23 protein-coding genes, 1 pseudogene and 1 riboswitch are annotated in these 23,463 nt (G+C 45.3%); of the genes and pseudogenes, 4 read left to right on the top strand and 20 right to left on the bottom strand.

The window, feature by feature from the left end:
* Position 1: 1 nt before the first annotated feature.
* Complete coding sequence (locus WFI24_RS08895) at positions 2 to 997, bottom strand: LacI family DNA-binding transcriptional regulator (protein ID WP_336759998.1); 996 nt, start codon at positions 995 to 997, stop codon at positions 2 to 4.
* 156 nt (positions 998 to 1,153) lie between these two features.
* Here WFI24_RS08895 and WFI24_RS08890 point away from each other — a divergent pair, with 156 nt between their 5' ends.
* On the top strand, positions 1,154 to 1,579 hold the full coding sequence (locus WFI24_RS08890; protein WP_145317565.1) for a MaoC family dehydratase: 426 nt from the start codon (positions 1,154 to 1,156) through the stop codon (positions 1,577 to 1,579).
* Positions 1,580 to 1,646: 67 nt separating this feature from the next.
* Here WFI24_RS08890 and WFI24_RS08885 read toward each other — a convergent pair whose 3' ends face one another.
* From WFI24_RS08885 to WFI24_RS08825, 13 genes and pseudogenes are all read right to left on the bottom strand, one after another.
* Complete coding sequence (locus WFI24_RS08885; protein WP_145317568.1) at positions 1,647 to 2,837, bottom strand: aminotransferase-like domain-containing protein; 1,191 nt, start codon at positions 2,835 to 2,837, stop codon at positions 1,647 to 1,649.
* Between the two features lie 180 nt (positions 2,838 to 3,017).
* Positions 3,018 to 4,166, bottom strand: coding sequence for an NAD(P)/FAD-dependent oxidoreductase (locus tag WFI24_RS08880; RefSeq protein ID WP_336759993.1), 1,149 nt, complete (start codon positions 4,164 to 4,166; stop codon positions 3,018 to 3,020).
* A gap of 6 nt (positions 4,167 to 4,172) precedes the next feature.
* Complete coding sequence (locus WFI24_RS08875; RefSeq protein WP_336759991.1) at positions 4,173 to 4,892, bottom strand: methyltransferase domain-containing protein; 720 nt, start codon at positions 4,890 to 4,892, stop codon at positions 4,173 to 4,175.
* Positions 4,879 to 6,036, bottom strand: a complete 1,158-nt coding sequence (locus tag WFI24_RS08870) for a type III polyketide synthase (protein ID WP_336759990.1) — start codon at positions 6,034 to 6,036, stop codon at positions 4,879 to 4,881. The genes WFI24_RS08875 and WFI24_RS08870 overlap by 14 nt, the downstream gene beginning before the upstream one ends.
* A gap of 220 nt (positions 6,037 to 6,256) precedes the next feature.
* Positions 6,257 to 7,156 carry an alpha/beta hydrolase gene (locus WFI24_RS08865; protein WP_336759989.1) on the bottom strand — a complete coding sequence of 300 codons (900 nt, stop codon included), beginning with the start codon at positions 7,154 to 7,156 and terminating at the stop codon, positions 6,257 to 6,259.
* 112 nt (positions 7,157 to 7,268) lie between these two features.
* On the bottom strand, positions 7,269 to 7,961 hold the full coding sequence (locus WFI24_RS08860) for a hypothetical protein (RefSeq protein WP_336759987.1): 693 nt from the start codon (positions 7,959 to 7,961) through the stop codon (positions 7,269 to 7,271).
* 106 nt (positions 7,962 to 8,067) lie between these two features.
* The gene (locus WFI24_RS08855) at positions 8,068 to 8,421 is read right to left on the bottom strand and encodes an MmcQ/YjbR family DNA-binding protein (RefSeq protein ID WP_336759985.1); all 354 of its coding nucleotides are present in this window, start codon (positions 8,419 to 8,421) and stop codon (positions 8,068 to 8,070) included.
* Positions 8,422 to 8,552: 131 nt separating this feature from the next.
* Positions 8,553 to 9,947, bottom strand: a complete 1,395-nt coding sequence (locus WFI24_RS08850) for a DEAD/DEAH box helicase (protein ID WP_336759983.1) — start codon at positions 9,945 to 9,947, stop codon at positions 8,553 to 8,555.
* 116 nt (positions 9,948 to 10,063) lie between these two features.
* On the bottom strand, positions 10,064 to 10,378 hold the full coding sequence (locus WFI24_RS08845; RefSeq protein ID WP_145317593.1) for a DMT family transporter: 315 nt from the start codon (positions 10,376 to 10,378) through the stop codon (positions 10,064 to 10,066).
* On the bottom strand, positions 10,378 to 10,716 hold the full coding sequence (locus tag WFI24_RS08840; protein WP_336759980.1) for a DMT family transporter: 339 nt from the start codon (positions 10,714 to 10,716) through the stop codon (positions 10,378 to 10,380). Before WFI24_RS08840 ends, WFI24_RS08845 begins: the two co-directional genes overlap by 1 nt.
* Before the next feature lie 100 nt (positions 10,717 to 10,816).
* Positions 10,817 to 10,918: riboswitch (guanidine-I (ykkC/yxkD leader) on the bottom strand.
* A gap of 70 nt (positions 10,919 to 10,988) precedes the next feature.
* Positions 10,989 to 11,618, bottom strand: a complete 630-nt coding sequence (locus WFI24_RS08835; protein WP_336759979.1) for a pentapeptide repeat-containing protein — start codon at positions 11,616 to 11,618, stop codon at positions 10,989 to 10,991.
* Positions 11,619 to 11,815: 197 nt separating this feature from the next.
* A complete protein-coding gene (locus WFI24_RS08830) occupies positions 11,816 to 11,974 on the bottom strand; it encodes a class I SAM-dependent methyltransferase (protein WP_336759978.1) in 159 nt (52 codons plus the stop codon).
* Positions 11,975 to 12,037: 63 nt separating this feature from the next.
* Positions 12,038 to 12,594: pseudogene (locus WFI24_RS08825) on the bottom strand (aldo/keto reductase); the annotation flags it as partial.
* 464 nt (positions 12,595 to 13,058) lie between these two features.
* Between WFI24_RS08825 and WFI24_RS08820 the strand changes: the two are divergent.
* On the top strand, positions 13,059 to 13,976 hold the full coding sequence (locus tag WFI24_RS08820; RefSeq protein WP_336759977.1) for an AraC family transcriptional regulator: 918 nt from the start codon (positions 13,059 to 13,061) through the stop codon (positions 13,974 to 13,976).
* A gap of 171 nt (positions 13,977 to 14,147) precedes the next feature.
* Here the strand turns inward: WFI24_RS08820 and WFI24_RS08815 are convergent, their stop codons facing one another.
* The 5 genes from WFI24_RS08815 to WFI24_RS34495 form a co-directional block, all read right to left on the bottom strand.
* The gene (locus WFI24_RS08815; protein ID WP_336759976.1) at positions 14,148 to 15,227 is read right to left on the bottom strand and encodes a threonine aldolase family protein; all 1,080 of its coding nucleotides are present in this window, start codon (positions 15,225 to 15,227) and stop codon (positions 14,148 to 14,150) included.
* Complete coding sequence (locus tag WFI24_RS08810; protein ID WP_336759974.1) at positions 15,224 to 15,646, bottom strand: MarR family winged helix-turn-helix transcriptional regulator; 423 nt, start codon at positions 15,644 to 15,646, stop codon at positions 15,224 to 15,226. The genes WFI24_RS08815 and WFI24_RS08810 overlap by 4 nt, the downstream gene beginning before the upstream one ends.
* A 468-nt stretch (positions 15,647 to 16,114) precedes the next feature.
* Positions 16,115 to 17,833 carry an ABC transporter ATP-binding protein gene (locus WFI24_RS08805; protein ID WP_336759972.1) on the bottom strand — a complete coding sequence of 573 codons (1,719 nt, stop codon included), beginning with the start codon at positions 17,831 to 17,833 and terminating at the stop codon, positions 16,115 to 16,117.
* A 2-nt stretch (positions 17,834 to 17,835) separates the two neighbouring features.
* Entirely contained in the window at positions 17,836 to 18,210 is a 375-nt protein-coding gene (locus tag WFI24_RS08800) for a hypothetical protein (RefSeq protein ID WP_336759970.1), read from the bottom strand.
* A 176-nt stretch (positions 18,211 to 18,386) separates the two neighbouring features.
* The gene (locus tag WFI24_RS34495; protein WP_442956200.1) at positions 18,387 to 18,911 is read right to left on the bottom strand and encodes a hypothetical protein; all 525 of its coding nucleotides are present in this window, start codon (positions 18,909 to 18,911) and stop codon (positions 18,387 to 18,389) included.
* A gap of 309 nt (positions 18,912 to 19,220) precedes the next feature.
* Between WFI24_RS34495 and WFI24_RS08790 the strand changes: the two genes are divergently transcribed.
* Together WFI24_RS08790 and WFI24_RS08785 are read left to right on the top strand one after the other, a co-directional pair.
* Positions 19,221 to 19,646, top strand: a complete 426-nt coding sequence (locus WFI24_RS08790) for a MarR family winged helix-turn-helix transcriptional regulator (RefSeq protein ID WP_336759968.1) — start codon at positions 19,221 to 19,223, stop codon at positions 19,644 to 19,646.
* Positions 19,647 to 19,760: 114 nt separating this feature from the next.
* Complete coding sequence (locus tag WFI24_RS08785; RefSeq protein ID WP_336759967.1) at positions 19,761 to 21,149, top strand: MFS transporter; 1,389 nt, start codon at positions 19,761 to 19,763, stop codon at positions 21,147 to 21,149.
* Positions 21,150 to 21,265: 116 nt separating this feature from the next.
* Here WFI24_RS08785 and WFI24_RS08780 read toward each other — a convergent pair whose 3' ends face one another.
* Positions 21,266 to 23,356 carry a serine hydrolase domain-containing protein gene (locus tag WFI24_RS08780; RefSeq protein WP_336759966.1) on the bottom strand — a complete coding sequence of 697 codons (2,091 nt, stop codon included), beginning with the start codon at positions 23,354 to 23,356 and terminating at the stop codon, positions 21,266 to 21,268.
* Positions 23,357 to 23,463 lie beyond the last annotated feature (107 nt).

Here is a 23,463-nt window from a genome sequence, read left to right as displayed (position 1 = left end):
CTCAACTCAGGTTGAGGAGCCGAACGGAATCACGTTCCACACATTGGATGTCCAGTGTATATAACGTCTCAACAGACTCTCCATTTAACAGTTGGAAGAGAACATGACCCGCAAGCTGGCCAGCATCCGTCTTCGGTTGCCGAAACGTGGTCAGAGGTGGATGCACATACTGCGATGCCGGGATGTTGTCAAAACCAATTACGGATAACTGTTCAGGTACTGCAATCCCATGTTCTCTGAAGGCTTCCAAACCGCCAAAGGCCATTTCATCATTTGCAAAAAATACAGCGGATGGCAATTCTCCTTCGAGCAGTTTCTTGGCTGCATGGTAGCCATCTTGCTTCATGTATTGTCCGCCGATTTTCCATTCCGGCTTCTCTTCGATGCCTGCCTCTGCCATGGCATTGAGATAACCTTGATATCGATCCAGATTACATTCCGAATGAGCCGGGCCGCTAATATAGGCGATCGTCCGATGTCCTTTATCGATCAGATAACGGGTAGCCAGGTACCCACCTTGCGTATCACTCATCAAAACCTTTACAATATGTTGAGCATCCAGATTCCGATCCATGACGACAATCGGAAATCCTGCTTCAGATGCCTCGATGAGCAACTGATCTTCAATATTTTGAGCGATGACAATAGCTCCGTCTATTCTTCTTTCACGAATGTAACGATGGGCTGTCGACTTCTCTCCACCCAAGGAGCTGCACACGATCATATCGTATCCATGGCTCATCGCGATGGACTGTATTCCATTCACCAAATCGGAGAAATACGGACTGGACATGTCATGGACAATTACACCAATCGTTTGTGTACTCTGCCGCTTCATTTCAGATGCAGGGCCGTTCTTCACGTAATTGAGCTGGCTTGCTGCTGCGAGCACTCTCTGCCTTGTTGGCTCACTCACATTACCTTTATCGTTGAGTACGCAAGATACGGTTGAACTGGCTACACCAGCCATCTTGGCGACATCTTTAATCGTTATCATGATATATACTCCTCAAAGACAGTTTCATCCGTTTATTTCAATATGACAATAATTCACACGAGATCGTTCACTAGCATTTTATCACGTCAATCCAGTCATGTCTCTTTCCAGAGCGTCGACTGCGAAAAAACATATTAAAGAACCCGAGGTGCCTTCATGAAATTCAGTGAATATGTAATAGGTCAGCGCTACGAAACAAAATCCTTGGCATTATCCAAGAGCGATATTATTGATTTTGCCAAAATCTATGATCCACAGTACATGCATTTGGATGAAGCAAAGGCCACCCAGGGCCGCTTCGGCAGTTTGATTGCTTCTGGCATGCAGACGATGAATATCTCCTTCAAGCTATGGATTGAGGTCGGGATCTATGGAGAGCATGTTGTCGCGGGAACCGGCATGAACAACATTCAATTCCTGAAGCCTGTTTTTCCTGAAGATGAACTTCATGTGATTGCTGAAGTCATTGACCTGCTTCCCAGACGTAAAGGTAATGGGATTGTTACCGTGCTGCTGAGTACATTCAACCAGAAGAATCAAAAGGTATTTCAGGCAGAATTAAGTGCCCTCATTGATAATTAAGAACGATAAAAGACCAAAAAAAGCCGCCAATTGGCGGCTTTTCGTAGATATATCGCATTGAAATATTTTAAACGGTATAGCCTTTCAAAACCCGACCTAAAATCTCAACACCTTTCACAATCTGTTCGTCTGACGGCGTTGAAAAATTAAGTCTGATGGCATTACAAGGGTCTTGCTCGTTCACCAGGAAAGCATTTCCCGGTACAACCGCAACCCCCTGGGCTGCTGCAGTCTTGGCATAATCAAGCATTGGCACATGCGCTGGCAGATCACACCAGAGGAACAGTCCACCGTCCGGTTGAGTATAGGTAATGGACTCACCCATATGCTCTTGCAGCTTGTCCATCATCAATGTTGCTTTTCTCCGATAGACCTCACGGATGCTGTTAATGTGCCCTGCGTAGTCATACTCTGTCATGAACTTGTATGCCAGAATCTGTGGAAGCATAGCCGTATGTACGTCTTCTCCCTGTTTGGCGACAACCATCTTCTCTACCACTTCATGTGGAGCTTGTACAAAACCGACGCGCAGTCCCGCCGATAGAATTTTGGAGAATGATCCAACATAGATGACCAGACCTTCATCATCCATAGACTTGATGGTCGGTACATCATCTCCATTAAATCGAAGTTCTCCGTACGGATTATCTTCCAGAATCATAACGCCATACTTCTTCGCCAGTTCGTATATGGCTTTACGTTTCTCCAGGCTCGTCGTCACACCGGTCGGATTCTGAAAGCTTGGGATCACGTAGATCAGTTTTACATTGGGCTCTGTTTGCAGTGCCTGTTCCAGCTTCTCGATATCCATACCGTCCATCTCCATCGGAACACCCGCAAGCTTCGCACCGGATGCCCGGAAGGAGTTCAAAGAACCGATGAAGCTTGGGCTCTCACAGATAATCGTGTCACCCTCATTACAGAACACTTTACAGGCAAGTTCAATGCCCTGCTGTGCTCCAGATACGATGAACAATTGATCGGATGCCTTCCCCGTATCAAATCCTGTCTTCAGATGTTCAGTCAATGCTTCCCGCAAAGGAACATAACCTTCCGTAATTCCGTATTGCAGAGCCGTGATCGGGTCCTGTTCCAGAATAGTTTGGGTAAACGTACGAATCGCCTCAATAGGGAACGTCTCTGGAGCGGGATTTCCCGCAGAGAACGGAATGACATTTTGACCCGAAGAAGCCTTCAGGATCTCACGAATAATAGATGGTTGCAGTGCTGCAATACGATTGGAAAATGAATAGTTCATCTTAAATAGTGCCTCCCGACATTTCATCTGAATTAACTCTCTATCATTACATTAGATTCTATTATACGAGCATTTACCGAATTTCCAAACTGTCTCTACAAATTTAATGATTAGATACCCAAAAAAGAGGCCGCCATCAGCAACCTCTTCCACATAAGTATTGGACAAAATATCCGTCTTTTAGCGCACTGCATTCATCTCGGATAACCGTGTAGCCTTCACGACATAAGCGGCCAGACCGGGTATCATCCGGGCCAGACCAGGATAGAATTTATTGGTTTTGGCAAAAGCCAGCTTCTGAATTCTTCTTGCCCGCCTGAGCAATTGGGTGAATTCGCGGCTCGCTTCCAGCATATAATTACTCTGCCAATCGGCATGCTCAATATCACCTCGAAGATATTTATCAGTCCAGCGGGCGCATAAAAGCGAGGAACGTAGCGCAATGGACATCCCGTCTCCGCACAGCGGAGGAATCATCAGCATCGCATCACCAATGTGCGGATACTCAGACCATGGCTCAGGTATATTGGACAGATGCAGCGGTGCAATCGACACCTGTGTTCCCTCTACTGGACTACCTTCCGCTAACCGAGCTGCCAAGCTCACATTCGTCAGCGATGCCGCCTGCAAAATATCGTTCACAGACTTTCCGCTTCCCTGCACAGTATCCAGCGTCAACAATGCGGCGACATTCACAGTGCCGTCCTCAATCGGGGAAATCCCCACATAACCACCTTCGCAAAAATATAACTCCACCCGCGCGGGAATTTCAATTCCGCTGAAGTGGGATTTAACGCCGACATATACGGTTTGATCTCGCAGATCTGGGTCGGAAGCCATTCCGCGCGGCTTTTTGGTACCATGTGCACCGATGACGGCTTTTGCCTTATATTGAATCCGCTCGTCTCCCTGTTTCACCTCCACCTCATAACTGGCATCCTCGAGTTGTTCAATGCTGATTATGGTCGCTTTCGTAAAGATCTGGGCTCCTGCGTCCAAGGCCTTCTGATGCAAAATCTGGTCCAGCTCATATCGACTTATCCCATAAGCGAACCCCGGCAGCGGTGCTTCAATCACTCCGCCTTGCTGCATAATGATTTTGGCATGATCCATGGTGCTGGGTTTCTTGGCTTGATCCAGAAGGTGTATGTCCAGAACCTCCAGCATCTCCTTGGTTTCTGGTGACATAAACTCACCGCAGGTTTTGTGACGCGGAAACTCCTGCCGGTCTAACAAAAGCGTCCGATGGCCTTGCCCTGCCAATTGGATTGCACAGGTACTGCCGGCAATTCCAGCTCCGACAATGATGACATCTATTGATTTCGACACGTAAGATCACCTGCCTTTTGTGGGGATAACAACAGAGTAACGGAATAAAGGCTTCCATTCATAAGTCATCGAATCATGATTCAACCGTTGTTTAAGTTCCTTCCAATCTCTCCCTGTAAATCCTTTGGCGACGGAAAGGGGTCCATCATGACGAATGTATCGATTGCGCGAGATCATGCGTGTTGTAATCCAGACCGCCTTATAGGATACAGGATGACGGTGAATATCATTAATGACGACACCGTACCTGGATGCTCGTATCATATGAGAAACCATATCAACCAGCTGATCTCCGTCAAAATGATGCACAAATTGGGAACCTGTCACGATATCTGCGGAAGCATCCGGCAGTTCTGTAAGATCAGCACGTTGCACGCGGACTCGGGGTTCGTCACGGAATAGTTGCCTCGCTTCCTCACACGCCTCTTCCGTCAGATCGACTAGCGTAATTTCCAGCTGAACGCCCTGACGATCCGCCCATTGCAGTAGTTTCTGGTTCACATCTCCTGAACCTGCCCCCACATCCAGTAGGGTCAGCTTATTCGGCTTACCGACTGAGTTCCATAACTTCTCCACACCAGCCAGCGTCGGGCCAGGTGCAGCAAATATTTTGTTAAGGCGTCTCAGATGTCTAAGTGCTTCACGGAGCTCCTCCCCACCCAGAGAGAAGTCGTCCATCAGCTCATCTTCCTGGGCCCGTATAGACAATGTTCTAAAGAAGGACATGATCCGGCTCCTCGATCACTGAAGATAATGATGGTACGTAAGTAAATTTCATCAACTCCGCGGTGAGTCCCGGTCCAAATGCCATAGCTACACCATCTGTGGTTGATTGATCCTGTGCCTTCATGTCCTCACGCATCGCATTCAGTACAAACAGGATCGTATTGGATGACAAGTTACCAAACGTTCTCAGGATATCCCTGCTGTACTTCGTTTGCTCATCTCTCAGCTTCATCACATCCTGCACAGAATCCACAATTCCCCGTCCTCCTGGATGGATAGCCCATAGTTCAGGAAGCTGGTCACTTTGCAGTAACAGACGTAGTTCCTCTTCCAGATGAACACCGAGCAGCTTCGGGATACGAGGTGACAGATACAGATCATACCCCAGGTTCCCGACCTCCCAGGTCATGTCTTCAGTCGAATCCGGAAGAAGAACAGAATAACCGGTTCCCAGACTCAGAACATCCGTGTGTTGAGGTTCGGGCGTACCGACCACACATGAAGAAGCCGCATCTCCAAAGAATGAAGCTGCAAACAACGCTTCCCGATCTTGAACAGGCTGAAAATGAAGTGTACACAACTCCACACAGACTACAAGAACCTGTGATCCGGGAGCACCCTGCACGACATCTCGTGCCATCTGAATGGCTTTCAAGCCTGCCGCACAACCCTGAAAAATCAACGGCAGTCGATTGACACGAGCAGACAAACCCAAATGACGGATGAGCATAACGTCCAGACCCGGCAGGTATTGGCCGGTGCAGCTGACCGTAATGATATGCGTGATGCTCTTAGGAGATACGCCTGAATCCTTTAGGGCTTTCTCAGCCGCCTTGATGCCAAGCGGAAGCGCCTCTCGCTTGTATGTATTCATTCGTTCTTCGGTTGTCGGGATGTCTGATACATCACCAGAAGGCAGATAACGGCACTCTTCCAGCGAACCTAGATAGCTCGGTTCCACCGTATATCGTGTTTCAACACCACAAGACTTGAATATTCGCTTAGCAAAACGGGCCAAATCTGGACGATCCTGAAGAGAGGAAGCGATCAGTTCCGCAATATCTGACTGCGCTACGGCGTGAGCAGGCAGAGCCGTTCCCATGCCAAGAATCGCGATATCGGATGAACTGTTACTTTGGTTCATATCATTAACCTCCTGGTATTGGTCATTATTTCCGCTAATTAACAACTCTTACCCTTAACGATATCGTTATAATCTTAAGAACGGTCCTAATCTATTTTATTATCTTAACCGCAAGCTCAGAAGCTTGGTTTCACCAACGGATTGAACCAACTTAACAGATAAGCAAAAAAAAGCCGCCATTAGGCGACTTCAAGGTAGTATCTATAGATAACTTTTTACGTCATTCTGATCCAAGTGATTTGGAAAATGCTTCTCTGATCTTGTCACTCATCCGATACCAGGCATCCTCTGCCATCTGGAGATCTCCAAAATGTGTAAATCCATGAGCGGCGCCCTCGTACTCCTTAAGCGTCACCTTCACACCGCTCGCTTCAAGCCTTGCTGCATATGTTCTTGCTTCTTGCGCTAGTGAATCTTTCTCCGCGGTAATAATCAATGCTTCCGGGAGTTCCTGTAATAATTTTGCGAGTACAGGTGAAGCTAACGGGTCATGGGCATCTTCCGGCGTTTTAAGGTACATGGCGTTGAACGTTCTGGCGATATCGGCTGGAATAGCTTCTTCAAAACTCGGCTTCTCGGCCGGATCTGTGGCCACGTCCAACACGGCATAATCGATAACCTGAAGAACAATCGGCAGTTCGCTTCCACGTTGCTGATTCAACAAGCACACTGCTGCAGCAAGATTACCACCTGCACTATGTCCTCCAATGGCGAAGAGAGTAGGGTTAACCGAAAAAGATTCCGAATTGGCGTGGACCCACTGTACAACGTCATAGCATTCATGCACAGCGGTTGGAAATTTATGCTCTGGTGCAAGGCTGTAATCAATATTCATGACCACACAATCAGCACGATCAGCGATCAGGCGACACCAGGGATCATCCATCTCCGCTTGTCCCAAGATGAAACCACCTCCATGCATATTGAAGAAGACCGGCAGTGGTGTTGATCGTTTCTTATCCGGTGTATACACCAGTACACGTGTATCGCCTTCTGTCGTAGGAATCAAGACTGCTTCCACCTTAACGGCATACGCGGTACTCGGTTGAAGGGCAGCGCCTGTGCCGACGTCATTTTCACGCATCCGTTGTACCATTACCAATTGTTGTTGTTGATCCATAGAGATCACTCCTTTAACACTCGTCTTTTCCGTCATGTGCATTCGATATGTATTGATCAACATGATCAAACGTGGACCAGAATTACCTTCCCCTGCCCTTGATGCTTCAATGTTAGCATTCAGTGCCAGGAGATCGGTTTGGATCCGCGCTTTTTTCCTTCTTCTTGTGGAACATCATCCAGACCCCCATCAGACAAAATAAAACGCTGCACCCCATGCCAAACAAACTACTGGTTTTTAATGCAAGAGGTGAGGCTTGCATGGTGAGCAGTGTCGCTTGGGTGACCACGATGGACACCATGGCATCGGTGAAGTTAATCATTTTTAATGTAGAGATAATCGGGTTATGAAGATGACGGTTAGCCCAGGTGCCATACACGGCAAAAGCCAGCTTGGTAAAAGCGACTGTAGCTACGATATACACGATGATACCCTCGTATATGAAGGCATCGCCGATCAGATACATTCGCAGGCAGACCAGTGAATAGGACACGCCCAGTAAACACAGGAACAGACCTCCACGCTTATATACCGTAAGCTCCAATGTATATCTTTCTTCTGAAGACTCCATCCTCTTGGCAACTATATATTGTTGAAGCACTTGGCCTTTCGCCACACACAGAATCAGATAATATACAGCATTCGTAATAAACCATCCGGAAAGTAGATATATCCCCAGAATTAACTTGCCTATACCGATCAAAGCGTTGATGATAAGGGATGCCACGTTGATGATGGCCGTTCGATCTTGCTTATTGCCAAGGTAACGGAACCACATGGACTTCAAATATGTCTTCATTTTCATAGGATATTCATTCTGTTAGAGAAGCAGACCATGAGCCTTTTTCACCCACCTTTTAAATGTCAATGACATGATGAATGACGTGTAGAGAAAGTTGTGTTCTTTCTTCTTATTTGGCCAGTGATTCCCGAACTTTTTTCGGAAGAGTTTTGACAACCACTTCATAAGAGTGATCGATCATGACCATAATATCCTCTTCCGACATTGAACCATTGAGCGTAATGGTATTCCAGTGCTTTTTGTTCATATGATATCCTGGTCGAACCGCTTCATGCTGCTCTCTCAGGTTCTCTGCAATAATAGGATCACACTTCAAGTTCAATAGACCATTTTCTTCTTTGTCTTCGAAAAGTAACGCGAACATTTTCCCTCCGACCTTAATGACTACAGGATCAGGTCCAAAAGGGTACTCCTTCGTCGCACCATTCTTATTCAAACTGTATTTAATCATCGCATCCTTCAAGTTCGTACCTCCCTTTCACCAATGAACGATATAATAATACCGAATGTAAGTTCGTATGTAAATAAGCTTGCTTCACATAATAAAACCTCCTCCACATCGTGGAGAAGGTTTCATTGGATTTAATCAAGGACTTAATTGGCTCGATCGTTCCTTGTTTTGCTGCTGCGATTAAATTGGCTACTGCTGGATTTGCTGCTGCTTGTTCTACTGCTATTAGATCTGCTGTCATTGGATCGACTACTGTTTGCTTTACCACTCTTGGCAAACCATTCGGATTTGGGCTTGCGTGCCGGGTTCGCTTTGGACTTCGCCGGTTTGCCTGCAGCCGATTTGTTGAACGAAGGTTTACTGCCTGGTGCTTTGCTGGTTTTATCAAACACAGGCACACCTGTCATCGGATACGGATGACCTTTCACTTCAGGAATCGTCTTCTTGATCACTTTCTCGATATCCTTCAGGAACGGAAGTTCATCCTTCTCGCAGAACGAGATTGCCATCCCGCTTTTGCCTGCTCGGCCTGTACGACCAATGCGGTGAACGTAAGTTTCCGGGATATTTGGCAGGTTGAAGTTAATAACATGGGTCAGTTCCTCCACATCAATTCCTCGTGCTGCAATATCCGTCGCAACCAATACACGTGTTGCCCCGCTCTTGAAATTGTTCAATGCCCGTTGTCGCTCGTTCTGAGACTTGTTACCATGAATGGCCTGTGCTGTAACATTCACTTTGGCCAAATCTCGTGTAACCCGGTCAGCGCCGCGCTTCGTGCGTGTGAACACCAGTGCGGATACAATGGATTTATCTTCCAAAATCTGATTCAACATATGCTGCTTCTTGCCATTTTCCAGCAAATATATAGACTGCTCAATGCGTTCTACCGTTGAAGATACAGGCGTGATTTCTACTTTGACTGGATCAACCAGCAAGGTTTTAACCATTTTGGTGATCTCAGGAGGCATCGTAGCCGAGAAGAAAAGCGTCTGCTTTTTGTTCGGCATCTTGGCGATGATTCTTTTCACATCATGAATGAAGCCCATGTCCAACATCCGGTCCGCTTCATCCAGAACGAGAATCTCAACCATCTTCAGGTCAATACGCTTCTGGTTGATCAGATCGTTCAATCTGCCTGGTGTTGCAATAATAATATCAGCACCTTGATTCAGTGCACGCTCTTGCACTTTTTGTGAAACACCACCAACGATAGCCGTACAACGGATGTCCGTATACCGGCTATATACCTTGATGTTATCCGCGATCTGAATAGCCAGCTCTCTTGTCGGCGTTAAAATCAATGAGCGAATATGTCTTGCGGACTTTGGCCCTTTGGATCGTTCGCTTAATAATTGAATGATTGGCACCGAGAATGCTGCCGTCTTGCCTGTTCCTGTCTGTGCACATCCCAGCAGGTCTCTGCCCGCTAATACCGCTGGAATTGCCTGTTCCTGTATAGGCGTAGGATTAGTATAGTTTGCTTTGCTTAACCCTTCCAAAATGGGGGGGATAATATTCAAGTCCTTAAATGTCATGTTGTCTCCTTCATTTACGCACATCTATCAATAAGACGTATCTTTTATTTAACACGTAACGTATAAGGATAACATTAAAATCGTAATCTGTACATTATCTTTTTATTTTCACTTGTTCAACTGACCAATTTGAGACCTACTGCCGATCCGAGCACCATGGCAATAAACAGAATTCTTAGGGCATTTCGAGGTTCCCCGTAAAACACCATGCCCAGAATGGCACCGCCTGAGGCGCCTATTCCCGTCCACACGGCATATGCTGTTCCCATCGGAAGAGTTTTCATCGCCAGAGATAGGAATATAAAGCTCAAACCAAACCCAGCCACCAATAGAACCAGTGAAATTAGATTACGGTCTTTGTGCAACTTGTTTATCATAAGCACTCCAATCATCTCAAATACCCCTGCCAAGATAAGAAATACCCAGTTCATTATAGCTGCACCTCCTTATTCTTCTCTTTGCTCAGCATTTTAAGTCCGATTACGCCGAGCAAGAGTACACCAATGAGTACCATTTTTGCGGCTTGGACAGGCGCATTAAACAAAATAATCTCTGCAAGTACCGTGCCAGCGGTACCCAGGCCAACGAATACTGCATACACGGTTCCCACGGGCAGTGTCCGTGAAGCCGCAATCATCAAGGAGAAACTAATGATAATTGCAACCAGAGTCAGCCCCCACTCCAGCAAGCCACTAGCGTGTTTTAGTCCAATGACCCAACCCACTTCAAACACAGCAGCAATCACTACCGACATCCAGGTTTTATTCATACCTGTAACACCCTTTCTCTAATTCATTTATCACACCCAGTATGGGTACATTAGCGGAAAAATAAAAAAAGCCCGGGAAACAAACTGCATATCGCAGTTCATCTCCCAGGCTTTTATCCCTCCGTGGCACAACCAACAGGTTGCGGGTTTTCTCTCGGACCAGACCGACACATGCGCTCGCGGAACCCTAGAAAACCTGTTTTTATTCTAATGTGTCTCCAATTATACACACTTCTACTACCTTGGCAACCCCATGAATACGTTCATGTCATTTATTTGATAATGATGCCCATTAATCCTACAAATGTTGCGGCTTGATGGGGTGAGATCACACAACCATTGAGGTCTTCCATGGTTAATATCAAGGAATCAAATTGGCAATCGCTAAGATCCAAATCCTTCATTTTGGTCCCCGTCATCGAAGCTTGGTCGATATTACATTGATTGAACTCCATTTTTTGCAGTGCCAGATAGGCGAAGTCCGCACCAATCAAGGTACATTCCGAGAAGGAGACCTGTTTGAGATGGGCAAAGCGGAAATTGCTGTAGTCTCCTACGCCATGAAGGAAACTGACATTTTGCAATCGGCTATTGGACAAATCAGTTCCGACAAACTTGCAGTTATGCCATTCGGTCCGGTGCATGAATGCACTTGAGAGATTGACATTGGAGAAGTCACAGTGTTCAAACCGAACATCTGTGAATTCAAATTGTTCCAGCGTAGACTCCGAGATCGTCACATGTCTAAAAACAACATTTTCAAAGGAAACCTTGGTCGCTTCTTGATGATCCAGTGTGATATTCTCAATTAATTTGTGTTTGTACTCGACTTTGGATTCGAGGAATGCAATGGTTTCTTGTTCGAGTAACTGCTCCTGAATCTTGGGTTTGTCCATTTTCATCCCATATTCCCCTATTCCTTAATAGCTACGACTCGCAGTCGGCTTCTGTCCAGATACCACTGTCCATCCCGCATTAGTTGAGGCTGTACCTTCTTCTCAACAGTATCCATAATAACTTCCTCTTCTGCAAGCATGATGCCCGTGAATAAATACTCAGCGAAGCTATTCAACCACTTTCTGATACCTGGCTTGAACGGCTAAGCTACTTGAATGTTCATATCCGGGTATTTTTGTCTCGCTTGCCTAATTGTCTCCTCTGAAAAATCTATACCTGTTATCTGTGTTCCCGCAGCTGCAATTTGTGCTGTCAGATCACCATTGCCGCAACCTACATCGCTTGACCGGATGAATGTCAATTCACTCTTCCGATCATTATAAAAAAAGCCGCCGAATGGCGACTTTAATATTAAGAACTCGGATCAACTGAGATTTCCTGTTACCGGATGCGGTACATACGCTTCTTCGATGAAACCGATCTCTTCCGTAGTCAGCTTCACAGAAAGGGCTGCTATGGCATCCTCCAGATGATGAATTTTGGTCGCGCCGATAATAGGTGAGGTTACTGCCTCTTGGTGCAACAACCAGGCCAGAGCCACCTGAGCACGCGGAATCTCCCGTGTTCAGCTACTTTCAAGACTCACTCCACCACTTGACGGTCAGCATCCACCATTGCATTTTCATAAAATGCCTTCCCGACAGGATCAATTCCTGAACGCGCAGTCTGTTCATTCCAATCCCGGGTCAGACGTCCTTTGGCAAGAGGACTCCACGGAATAACGCCGACTCCTTCTTCCAGACATAATGGCAGCATCTCACGCTCTTCTTCGCGATACAACAGGTTATAATGGTTCTGCATGGAGATGAATTTCGTCCATCCATGACGCTCAGCTGTGTATTGGGCTTTCATGAACTGCCAGGCGTACATCGAAGAAGCTCCAATGTATCTGACCTTTCCGGCCTTAACCACATCATGAAGGAGCCATTCCGCTTTCCGGTACACCGTAACTCATGCAACCCAGTATAACTTGGAGACATCCAGACCGGTACGTCCTAATTTCACATATTCCATATTTCACACTCTCCTTGAATTTGTTCTGTAAACTGATGTTGTCTCAACCTCTTCAGAAACTAGCTCTAACCAGTACTTGAAGTATATCTCTCGATGTACAGAATTCTCTTCCAACTTGATCTGAGATTCGAGCCTGTCAATCAAGATTCGCCTCACATGATTCGATAACCACTTCATCACCTTGTTCACCCAACTTTTCGAATAAACTTTAATCGCTTGGCTCTGTTAACATACTCTTAGTATGCCGAGTTATGGGCAGCAAGCGGTATATCAATTGTCTTAATTGATTGCCTGATCCTCTCACAGCCCCTTTTAGTTCTGAATGTTAAGGCTTATAATGTAGCTAGGTTAAACCCGCGAGGAGGATTCACATGACCGAAGAATTATCTCAACAGAATCAGGAACTGAGTCAGTTGGTTGAACGCCATTCCCTTCTTAACGGTGCGGTGGAAACGGTGATTCCCTCCCTTTTTGTCTATCACCATACAAGGGTTAGCGAACCGGCATACCGAGTATATACCCCTTCGTTATGCGTGATCGTTCAGGGCTTAAAAGAAGTACTGCTCGCACAGGAGCGTTATGCGTATGGACCTTCCAATTATCTAATCGCTTCGATGAATCTCCCGGTCATCGGGCAGATTATCAAAGCATCCGCTGATGCACCATACTTAAGTCTCAAGCTTGAATTCACACCGAACCAAATTCTTGAAGTATTGAACGAATGCAATATACAGGTAACTTCCAAAGAAAACGCCAGACGAGCCATGTTCGTAGGACAGATGCAATCGTCGATTCAGGATGCTGTACTCCGACTTGTTCGATTGCTGGATACTCCGGGGGAGATTCCGTTTCTGGCCCCGTTGTACATCAAAGAAATCCTGTTTCGGCTCCTTCAGGGACCTTACGGAGGAGAACTGGCGCAGATTGCGGTTGAAGGTAGCAGCACCTATCGGATCAGAGAAGCGATTGAATATATCGTTCATCATTGGGAACATCCGATTCGAATTGAAGATCTGGCCGAGACGGCCAACATGAGCGTATCTTCATTCCATCGCCATTTCAAAGAGATCACGGCCATGAGCCCATTGCAGTTCCAGAAACAGTTAAGATTACAGGAGGCTCGGCGACTCCTGATGGCCGAATCTGGTGACGCGGCAGATGTAGCTTTCCGGGTTGGATACGAGAGTGCTTCTCAGTTCAGCAGGGAATATGCACGCATGTTCGGTGCGCCGCCAAGAGCCGATATCCGACGGCTGAAAGAGAAATATGACATGGTCTTGAGTGAGTAAACGAGTATTCACTCTCTATCTCACAACTATCACACAAAAGGCAAACCAAAAAAGGACAACCACAATGGGTTGTCCTTTTTTCAGTATCAGCATTCTGCATAATCACTTATCCAAAATACTCGTATATATGAAAAGGAAATCGGAACCGTTATCCTTAATTTTGGTAGAAGATTAAACCAATACTTCGACACGCTGTGGAACCTGAATCTCTTCATGCAATAATTGAGCGATATCGCGAGTCAATGCATCCACATTCTCCTGCCGAGTTGCCCAGCTGGTACAGAAGCGAATCGCACTGTGCGTGTCGTCAACCTTTTCCCAGAAGGAGAACGTATAACCGCTTCGTAATTTCTCAAGCAAACGATCAGGCAGAATCGGAAACTGCTGGTTGGTTGGTGAATCGTACAGGAAGCGTACCCCCTGCTGTTCGAGTGAATCATGAATCCTCAAGGCCATATCCACGGCATGGCGGGAAATATCGAGATACAGACCATCTACGAACAACGTTTCGAATTGGATTCCCAACAATCTGCCTTTGGCAAGCAGGCCACCTTTTTGTTTGATTATATAACGAAAATCTGATTTCAGCGCTTCATTCAGGATAACAACCGCCTCTCCCATCAATGCGCCAATCTTGGTTCCCCCGATGTAAAATACATCGCACAAGCGCGCAAGGTCAGCAAGTGTCATATCGCAATCGCGAGAAGCAAGTGCATATCCAAGACGTGCTCCATCCACGAAAAATGGAAGACCACAAGCTCTGCTCACTGTGTGCAATGCTTGCAGTTCTGCCTTGCTGTACATCGTTCCGTTCTCCGTTGGCTGGGATATGTAGACCATTCCTGGTTGAACACAGTGTTCCGGTGATGACTCATTCATGTGCGCATCGTAGACGGCTCTAACCTGTTCAGCCGTGATCTTTCCATCCTCGCTTGGAACCGTGAGCACCTTATGTCCCGTAGCTTCAATAGCTCCGGTTTCATGAACCGCAATGTGTCCCGAGGTCGCAGCAATCACACCTTGATATGGACGCAAAATAGATGAAATCACCGTTGTATTTGTCTGTGTACCTCCAACCAAGAAATGAACATCAGCATGCTCATTGTCACAGGCCTGACGAATAAGCATTCTCGCCCGTTCGCAATGCTCATCCGTGCCATACCCGCTCGTCTGTTCCATATTGGTTTCCATCAGTCTTTGTAAAATTCGTTCATGTGCACCTTCGTTATAATCACATTCAAATCGTATCATCGTGTGGTCTCTCCTGCCTTCTTGTTCAACTTCTCTTGTATGTTCATCATGGAGGTGTACACCTCTTGAATCTCTTCTTCATTCAATTCTTGCATTAATTTCAGGATCTGTTGGTCGGATCGATCATTCAATTGGGTATACAGTTCCTCACCTTTGGCTGTTAGACGAATCAGACTGACCCGGCTGTCGGCAGCAGAATTCACTTTCACCAATAGTCCTTCCTTGGACAGCTTATTCACAATTCGGCTCATGTAACTGCGATCAATGGTCAGTGTATCCACCAGATTGTTCGCAATGCTCTCTCCCCGAATTCCAATCTCAATAATGACCCGTACTTCTGCAAAAGAATACCCTGTACCAAGAATATGCTTGTCGAGTACACCGAGTATGTTGGTATAAAAACGGTTAAAACGTCGCATGTCAGCCAGAATTTCTGGATTTATGTACTGAGAGTCGATGTCAAACCCTCCCTTTTAGTGGACATTGTCAACATTATAATAGTCACGTTAGTGGACGTTGTCAACATTATCTTTTGCATAGCATTTTATAACTCCATCTTTAATATCCAATCAATAAAAAAAGCCGCGCATATGCGCAGCAAGGTTTACTTGTTTTAGATACTTTATCCAGATACTTAGTCGGCTACTTAAGTTTCTATATAATTTGACTAAACATTTACACAAAACGGAGAGGACAGAAATAACCTGAAGAAGCGAAGCGGTCGCCTAAAAGCTTTCTGCAAGAAAGCTACGTCGGAAGCATACGCTATCCCCGGATTTCCCCTTTAGATAAGAGGAATAAAAAAATCTGGGGATAACAGCGATCGGAAGGTTGTTCGGTCATCGGAGTGACGAGTGTAAATATATTTTTTGTTCAATTTATATGGATTAAGAGTGACTATACTGCACCTGATGAAGACGGCTGTATATTCCTCCAGCGGCGACCAATTCCTCATGATTGCCCTGCTCAGCGATGCCATCTTTATTCACTACGATGATGCGATCTGCATTTTTGATGGTCGTCAAACGGTGAGCAATCACGAGTGTTGTTCTGCCAACTGACAATTCAGCGAGCGATTGCTGGATCAGTGCTTCCGTTTCCGTATCCAGCGCAGAGGTTGCTTCATCCAGAATAAGAATGGGTGGATTTTTCAAGAACATACGAGCAATCGATAAACGTTGCTTTTGCCCTCCGGACAGCTTGACTCCACGCTCTCCAATAATGGTATCCAATCCATCCGGCAACGTGAGAATTAATTCCTCCAGTGAGGCGCGACGGGCGGCATCCCAGATTTGTTCGTCCGTTGCACGCAGGTCCCCGTAAGCAATATTCTCCTTAATCGTACCCGAGAACAAAAATACATCCTGTTGAACAATTCCGATATGCTTACGCAAAGATTGAAGCTTCACGTCCCGAATGTCGACACCATCTACGGTGATTCGTCCCTCTTCTACCTCGTAGAATCGTGGCAGCAGGCTGCAGATGGTCGTCTTGCCTGCACCCGATGGACCAACAAAAGCAACGGTTTCTCCTGGTCGAACGGACAGGCTGATATCACTCAGAATCCGCCGGCCGGATTCATAACCGAACGAGACGTTCTCGAAGCGAATGTCACCTTTCACACTTTTCAGTTCAACGGCGTTTTTGTTATCAGCAATCTCAGGTTCTGTATCAATGATCTCCAGATAACGCTTGAAACCAGCAATCCCCTTCGGATAACTTTCAATGACGGCATTGATTTTCTCGATCGGGCGGAAGAAGATATTGGACAGGAGCAGGAAGGCCATAAAGTCACCCATATTGATTCTGCCATCGATATAAAACCAGGCCCCGCTGATCATGACAAACACCGTAACCAGTCGCATCATCATATAACTGACCGAGATACTTTTCGCCATCGTTTTATAGGCAAGCAGTTTGGTTTTACGGAAATTCTCGTTGTCCACGGCAAAAAGTTCTTTCTCATGTTCTTCGTTGGCGAACGATTGCACAACACGCATGCCACCAACGTTGTCTTCAATGCGCGCATTGAAATTGCCGACGTCTCCGAAGAGTCTCCGATACGTCTTCGTCATTCGGCCACCAAATACGATAATGACCCAAGCCATAATTGGGATAATGATAAAGGTAAGCAGCGCAAGCTCAAGATTAATGTTGGCCATCAGCCAGAACGATCCGATCAGAGTCATCACGGCAATGAATACATCTTCAGGTCCATGGTGAGCCACCTCGCCGATATCATTCAGATCATTCGTAAGATGACCAATTAAATGACCCGTTTTACGATTATCAAAGAACCGGAAGGACAACTTCTGCAAATGAGCGAACATCTTCTCACGCATGTTGGTCTCAATATTAATGCCAAGCATATGTCCCCAATATGTAACTACATAGTTCAATACCGTATTAAGTGCATAGATGGATAACAGCACAACACAGGCAAGCATAATGAGAGGCCAATCCTGACCAGGCAACAACTCATTGATGAATTTGCTCACGGCAAGGGGGAAAGCCAGCTCCAACAATCCCGCGAGTACAGCACATCCAAAATCAATCAAAAACAGTTTTTTATAAGGACGATAATACGAAAAAAAACGACGAATCATACTTATTCACTCTCACTCTCCAGATCCTTATTGGGGTTTACATCTTCATTTTGCAGCTCGAAAAGGTGGATATACTCGTCGATGACCTGATCAATGGCTTTTAATTCCCCACTAATCATCGGGCGAATATGTTCATATTCCTCCTGAGCAAGTTGTCTGGCGAGTGTTGATCTTCGATTCTGCATCTGCTCCAGAAATACAAGAATCCGGCCGCGACGGAATGTTTGCGCACCACGGCCCGGTTTTCCCTGATGTTCTCCATGTCCTCTGCCACGTCTGGAACGCTCTCCACGTTGCTCGCTGTCACCCATATCACGTTTCGGACGCTCGCCTTGAAGTACACTTCCATCGATTTCATTCAGATCACGATCTCTCATTTTTTCCACCCCCATTACGTGTATACATATGTATACAATCGTATTCATGTATACGATTGTATACGTGATAAAAAGAAGTGTCAACCTAAATTTTCCAATAAGGCAACTACGCTTGTATGTTCACCATCTCCTTAACAAAAAAAGCCGCGATTTCGCGACTTCTTTTGATGGCGATACTACTTTAACTCACTCATAAACTTCCTATATTCTTGAACCATTTCTTTGGATCGGGTGTGATGCAAATAATGTTTTCCCACGAATGTCATCACTTTTCCATGCACAGAATCTTTGACTTGCTCTTCATGCAAGGGTATCCAGCCTTCCGTCTCGGTATCATTCGCTTGCAAGAAGAAAATCACAGGAAGATCTTTGGAGAAGGACAAGTAGATCGTGTTCGAAGTAAGAGGTACCTTATCGTTTATATCGTTTTTGCCCGTATGACCAGACACCACACTCTCTCCACCATCGATCAGTGCATATTGCAGACTCGTCGTACCGTACATCTCAGTCAGTAATTTGGCTTTTTCGATCACGGCTTTCTTCGTTGTCTCATACGTAAGGTTGCTGTTGTTATTCATGGCAGCCGGTGCGGCCATTGCAGATAGTGGGGCCAACATCGTTAACGCTAGAGTTAAAGCTGCAATTGAAGTTCGTTTTTTGACTGTTCTCTTGACCACGTTCATTTTCTCTTGTTGTATCATCTGCATCTTCTCCTGTCAGTATCTCTTTATTAGAGTATCTTTCTTTGGGGCTAAAATAAGCTTAACCAATACTAATGTACTGCTCGTGACGTCTATATGAACCGAATATGAACAGGCAGAATAATATTTGATATATGAAGATTTAAGATCTGCGATCAATTTAGTGCGTATCGGAAAACTTGTTTAATGGAGGTAATGTTTAGATTAGAGGCGGCGTTTTCACTCCAATAATATGATTGACACAAAAAAGAGGCGGAATTATAATAGTCACAGCAACTATAATCATGACGGTTATTTAGGAGGAATACCTTGGAATTAGAAAAATATATCGGTGTTAATGTACAGCGCGCGGCACTTAAACTGAACAATTACTATCAAAAGGTAGTCAATCCGTTTGACATCACAGTGGATCAGTGGGAAATACTAGTCGTACTATGGGAAAAAGAAGGGATTACTCAAAAGGAACTTGCCGAAAGACTGCACAAAGACCAGACCAATGTTGCACGAATGCTGTTTAAGCTGGAAAAGAAAGAATTTATTTATCGTGTGATTCATGAAACAGATAGAAGATCTTTGCGTGTTTATTTAACTCCTAAAGGACGAGATATGAAAGATGAAATTCTTGCCCCTTCCATGGATGCATATAATAAAACGATCCAGGGGTTATCCAAGGAGGAGGTTGAAATGTTTAGAAGGATTCTTACTGTAATGTATAACAACGTAAAGGATCTATAGTCCAACGAGGAGTCTCTCTCCAATTTAAAAGGAGAATAACTTCTCTGGCCATATACTTGCTGCAGCAACTATGGTTCAGACTATTAAATACTTATTTTAAAGGAGAATTGCAAGATGGAAATATCACCAAAAGAAGTAGGGGTTTTTGACGCCAAGTATAGAGCATTGACCATTGGGATTATTCTTGCTGTAACCACCGTTGCGTTTGAAGGTTTAGCCGTTGTTACGATTGCTCCAAGCCTGGCTCAAAAATTGAATGGGCTCCATTTATACGGCTGGATATTCAGTTCTTTTCTTTTGGCACAAATCCTTGGAACCATGATCATAGGGGCGCGAATTAATAAAAACGGCGTATTTGCATCGTTTGGCATATCGATACTGTTTTTTGTGATCGGGATCGTGATTGCGGCTATTTCCGTGAACATGATTACCCTAATTATAGGGAGAGTGTTTCAAGGTTTTGGTGGAGGCGGTATCATTACGTGTGTTTATTACAGCATTACTTTAGGTTATCCCGATAAACTGAGAACGAAAATACTTGCTTTGTTTTCCGGCGCATACATTTTACCTGCACTAATTGGCCCTTATATTGCCGGGCTCATAGCAGAGCATATATCCTGGAGAGTTGTTTTTTGGCTTGTGCTTCCCTTCATTGGTTTGGCTGTCATACTGACACTTCCCGCTTTCCGCAAATTTACAGTTAGAGGAAATACCCCTTCCAAGAATAACCGAAAAGAAGGTTATGCAGTACTACTGACCATTGGAACGGGAATGTTGCTGGCTGGGCTAGGCTTTATAACCGATTGGAAAGGAATTGTACTTTCGGTAGCAGGATTGCTTATCATGATTCAGCCTTTGCGAAAGCTGCTGCCTGAGGGTACCTTAAGTGCCAGAAGAGGTTTACCGGCTACGATTGCTTCAAGAGGATTCTTTGTTGCTAGTTATAATGCGACCGAGAGCTATGTTGTCCTGGCTTTGACAGATGTAAAAAAGCTTCCTGCAGATATGGCGGGATTAATTGTAGCCGCGGGTGCATTAAGCTGGTCAGCGGCAGCCTGGCTTCAGTCAAAGTTTGATGCTAAAGACCATGGGCTGGGACGAAAGAAGCGGGTAACCCTGGGTATTGGATTTATGATCATCGGAGTTGCTGCGGTCATTCTCGCTATTGGCCTCCCCGAAGGGGGGATCGTATTTGCAGTAATTTCACAGCTTTTCACTGGATTTGGCATCGGTTTGGCCCATCCTACGACCGGAGCGATTGCACTGCAACATACGAAAACAGGTGAAGAAGGAGAGATATCCGCCAGCCTTCAGTTTACAGATGCATTTAGTCCGGGGGTAAGCATTGGAATCGGCGGAGCCCTCATTGCCGTTAGTCATTCACTAAATTGGGGGTTGTTGACGGGGATTATATTGGCTTTGTCTCTTCAATTGCTTTTCGTTCTCTTGAGCTTTACGATTTCCTTTCGGATCAAGCAGGCAAAAGCCTCGGAGGGGAACTGATTCCGCCTGAATTCCAAAATTTGAATATGCCATACATCGACAACATAAAACCTTCTCCACGTCATGGAGAAGGTTTTATGTCTTTTTATTTTCATTGGATCAACGAACCAATTCATTTACTTTTTCAATGAAATTTCAAAAGTGGAATCAACGTCACCTGCAAAAACAATGCGGCCGTTTTCCGGCAAAACAACCTCATTCTGACCACTGACTACGGTGTGGTTAATACAAATACCCTTTTGATCATATACGGCAAAAGCGCCATTTGCAGGCATTTCAACCGTCATGACTTTTCCTTTCACCGTTGCTGGCACTGAAAACCATCTGGCATATCCGTCTGCTTGAATCGTTACTAGAGATTGTTTACCCGAATATAGTGGTTGTACCATTTCCTCACTGGCGTAAACGCCACCTACCGCTGTGATGTACTCTACTCCGTTCATTTTAGCGAAATTAATCTCCTTTGTATCACGTCCAGCCATGCCAGGGATTTGCAGTTCCGTGACTGCTTCGTTGGCTCCAATAATCTTACTATTGGACATATATCCTGGAGTCTCTTCGTTCATATGGAAAGAGAGGATTGGTGATGAATGGAGATAAACGGTTGATGTATACTTCTGATTCACCACGTAATATCTCTTACCTTCACGCTGCTCCCATGTGGCGTTAACATCTTCGGATATTTCATTGGATTCCAGCTTCTCCGCCGTATATTCTGAGAAAGCCAACTGTCCAAGTCCTGGCAAAGATATATAAGATCGAGACCACAGATATGTCCGTCCATTGTTCTCCTTAACAAATTTCAACTTTTCTGTGCCTTCATCGTTAACAAAAGTACCATCCGCTGTATAGGTGTATGTTTGAGCCGAATCACTTGGAGCTGTAAACGTGGATAACATCATTTGTCCAGCATGATTTATTTCGACCTTCTTAACCGAATTATTGGCACCATACATACCGGCATACATGGATACTTCTTTAGGCATTTCTACCTTTACTGGGACGCCAAATGATTTTTCCGGCTTCCGTTCTGTAATAATGCCCTTTTCCTCCAGTGCGCTGAGTAATAATTCACTCGCAATGAACTGATCTTTGGCACTTGTCCCACCTGATGAGGTAACAGCTGCAGCCAGATTATATTCCGGCAGTACGACTAATGATGAGTGATACGATATGGTATCTCCACCTTTTGTTACTGCCTTGATACCGTATTCACTGAATGGGTACAGATTTACACTATCCCACCCTAAACCGTAAGATATAGACGTATCGCTATCTTCCGGCCACATGCCTCTTTTGTATTCTTCTTGAGCCATGGCTTCGACCGACTTACTGGAAAGAATGCCTTGGACCTCTCCCGTGAAGATTTGTGAAAATTTCACAAGATCTTCAGCCGTGGAATAAATGCCTCCAGTTGCGATGATATTATAATTCTCTTGTGGAAGCTGGCCTTTATACAAAGAAGAATAGATTCCCGCCATGTCTGCCGTGTCGACCACATCCTGTGGTGTTTTGGTATGCTTCATGTCCAGAGGTTCCGTAAAATATTGGTGTATAAATGCGGTAAAGCTCATGCCGCTAACACGTTCAACCATAATCTCGGCTAACGTAAAACCGTCGTTACTATACACCGAGTATGCGCCGGGATTGGCCTTCAGGTTTTGATTCGCCAATTGTTCGAGAAACGTATCATGTGAATACGTATCATTATCCCCGTACAATGTGGCATTGCTGCCTGTGCTGCCCAGTAGACCTGAAGAATGATTCAACAGCATGCGTGGGGTAATTTTTGTGTAGCGTTGATCTTTCATCTGAAAATCAGGTAGATAGTTCACCACAGGCAGATCCAAATCCACCTTGCCCTCATCAACAAGTTTCATCACTGCCGCTGTAAGAAACATTTTGCTAGTTGATCCTATGCCATAGATCGTATCCGACGTAAGAGGCACCTTGTTGTTCTTATCGTTTTTACCTGTCTGACCGGACACCACAATCTCGCCACCATCGATAAGGGCATATTGCAGGCTTGTGATCCCATGCTTCTCGGTGAGTAACTTGGCTTTCTCCATCACCGTTTTCTTGGTTGGTTCATACGTAAAATCACTGCTACTTGTGTCAGGCGCGGCCATTGCAGACATTGGAGCTAACATCGTTAATGCCAGCGTTAACACGGCGATTGAAGTTCGTATTCCCTTTTGTCGTCCCATTCACATCATCTCCTGAATTTTACGTGTTTTGGTTATTAGAGTTCTTCTGGGTCTACAAATTTCACCGGATACAAGTCGTTTGGTCCTTGAATCAGATCTCCACCCGT

Source organism: Paenibacillus sp. USHLN196 (assembly GCF_037144955.1).
Lineage (GTDB): Bacteria > Bacillota > Bacilli > Paenibacillales > Paenibacillaceae > Paenibacillus > Paenibacillus xylanexedens_C.
This window is presented reverse-complemented; position numbering and strand designations above follow the sequence as displayed.

Bases quoted from the DNA above. Each gene is read 5' to 3' on its own strand.
- WFI24_RS08895 (WP_336759998.1), bottom strand. From the start codon at position 997: ATGATAACGATTAAAGATGTCGCCAAGATGGCTGGTGTAGCCAGTTCA.
- WFI24_RS08890 (WP_145317565.1), top strand. From the start codon at position 1,154: ATGAAATTCAGTGAATATGTAATAGGTCAGCGCTACGAAACAAAATCC.
- WFI24_RS08885 (WP_145317568.1), bottom strand. From the start codon at position 2,837: ATGAACTATTCATTTTCCAATCGTATTGCAGCACTGCAACCATCTATT.
- WFI24_RS08875 (WP_336759991.1), bottom strand. From the start codon at position 4,892: ATGTCCTTCTTTAGAACATTGTCTATACGGGCCCAGGAAGATGAGCTG.
- WFI24_RS08870 (WP_336759990.1), bottom strand. From the start codon at position 6,036: ATGAACCAAAGTAACAGTTCATCCGATATCGCGATTCTTGGCATGGGA.
- WFI24_RS08865 (WP_336759989.1), bottom strand. From the start codon at position 7,156: ATGGATCAACAACAACAATTGGTAATGGTACAACGGATGCGTGAAAAT.
- WFI24_RS08860 (WP_336759987.1), bottom strand. From the start codon at position 7,961: ATGAAAATGAAGACATATTTGAAGTCCATGTGGTTCCGTTACCTTGGC.
- WFI24_RS08850 (WP_336759983.1), bottom strand. From the start codon at position 9,947: ATGACATTTAAGGACTTGAATATTATCCCCCCCATTTTGGAAGGGTTA.
- WFI24_RS08845 (WP_145317593.1), bottom strand. From the start codon at position 10,378: ATGAACTGGGTATTTCTTATCTTGGCAGGGGTATTTGAGATGATTGGA.
- WFI24_RS08840 (WP_336759980.1), bottom strand. From the start codon at position 10,716: ATGAATAAAACCTGGATGTCGGTAGTGATTGCTGCTGTGTTTGAAGTG.
- WFI24_RS08835 (WP_336759979.1), bottom strand. From the start codon at position 11,618: ATGAAAATGGACAAACCCAAGATTCAGGAGCAGTTACTCGAACAAGAA.
- WFI24_RS08820 (WP_336759977.1), top strand. From the start codon at position 13,059: ATGACCGAAGAATTATCTCAACAGAATCAGGAACTGAGTCAGTTGGTT.
- WFI24_RS08815 (WP_336759976.1), bottom strand. From the start codon at position 15,227: ATGATACGATTTGAATGTGATTATAACGAAGGTGCACATGAACGAATT.
- WFI24_RS08810 (WP_336759974.1), bottom strand. From the start codon at position 15,646: ATGCGACGTTTTAACCGTTTTTATACCAACATACTCGGTGTACTCGAC.
- WFI24_RS08805 (WP_336759972.1), bottom strand. From the start codon at position 17,833: ATGATTCGTCGTTTTTTTTCGTATTATCGTCCTTATAAAAAACTGTTT.
- WFI24_RS08800 (WP_336759970.1), bottom strand. From the start codon at position 18,210: ATGAGAGATCGTGATCTGAATGAAATCGATGGAAGTGTACTTCAAGGC.
- WFI24_RS34495 (WP_442956200.1), bottom strand. From the start codon at position 18,911: ATGATACAACAAGAGAAAATGAACGTGGTCAAGAGAACAGTCAAAAAA.
- WFI24_RS08785 (WP_336759967.1), top strand. From the start codon at position 19,761: ATGGAAATATCACCAAAAGAAGTAGGGGTTTTTGACGCCAAGTATAGA.
- WFI24_RS08780 (WP_336759966.1), bottom strand. From the start codon at position 23,356: ATGGGACGACAAAAGGGAATACGAACTTCAATCGCCGTGTTAACGCTG.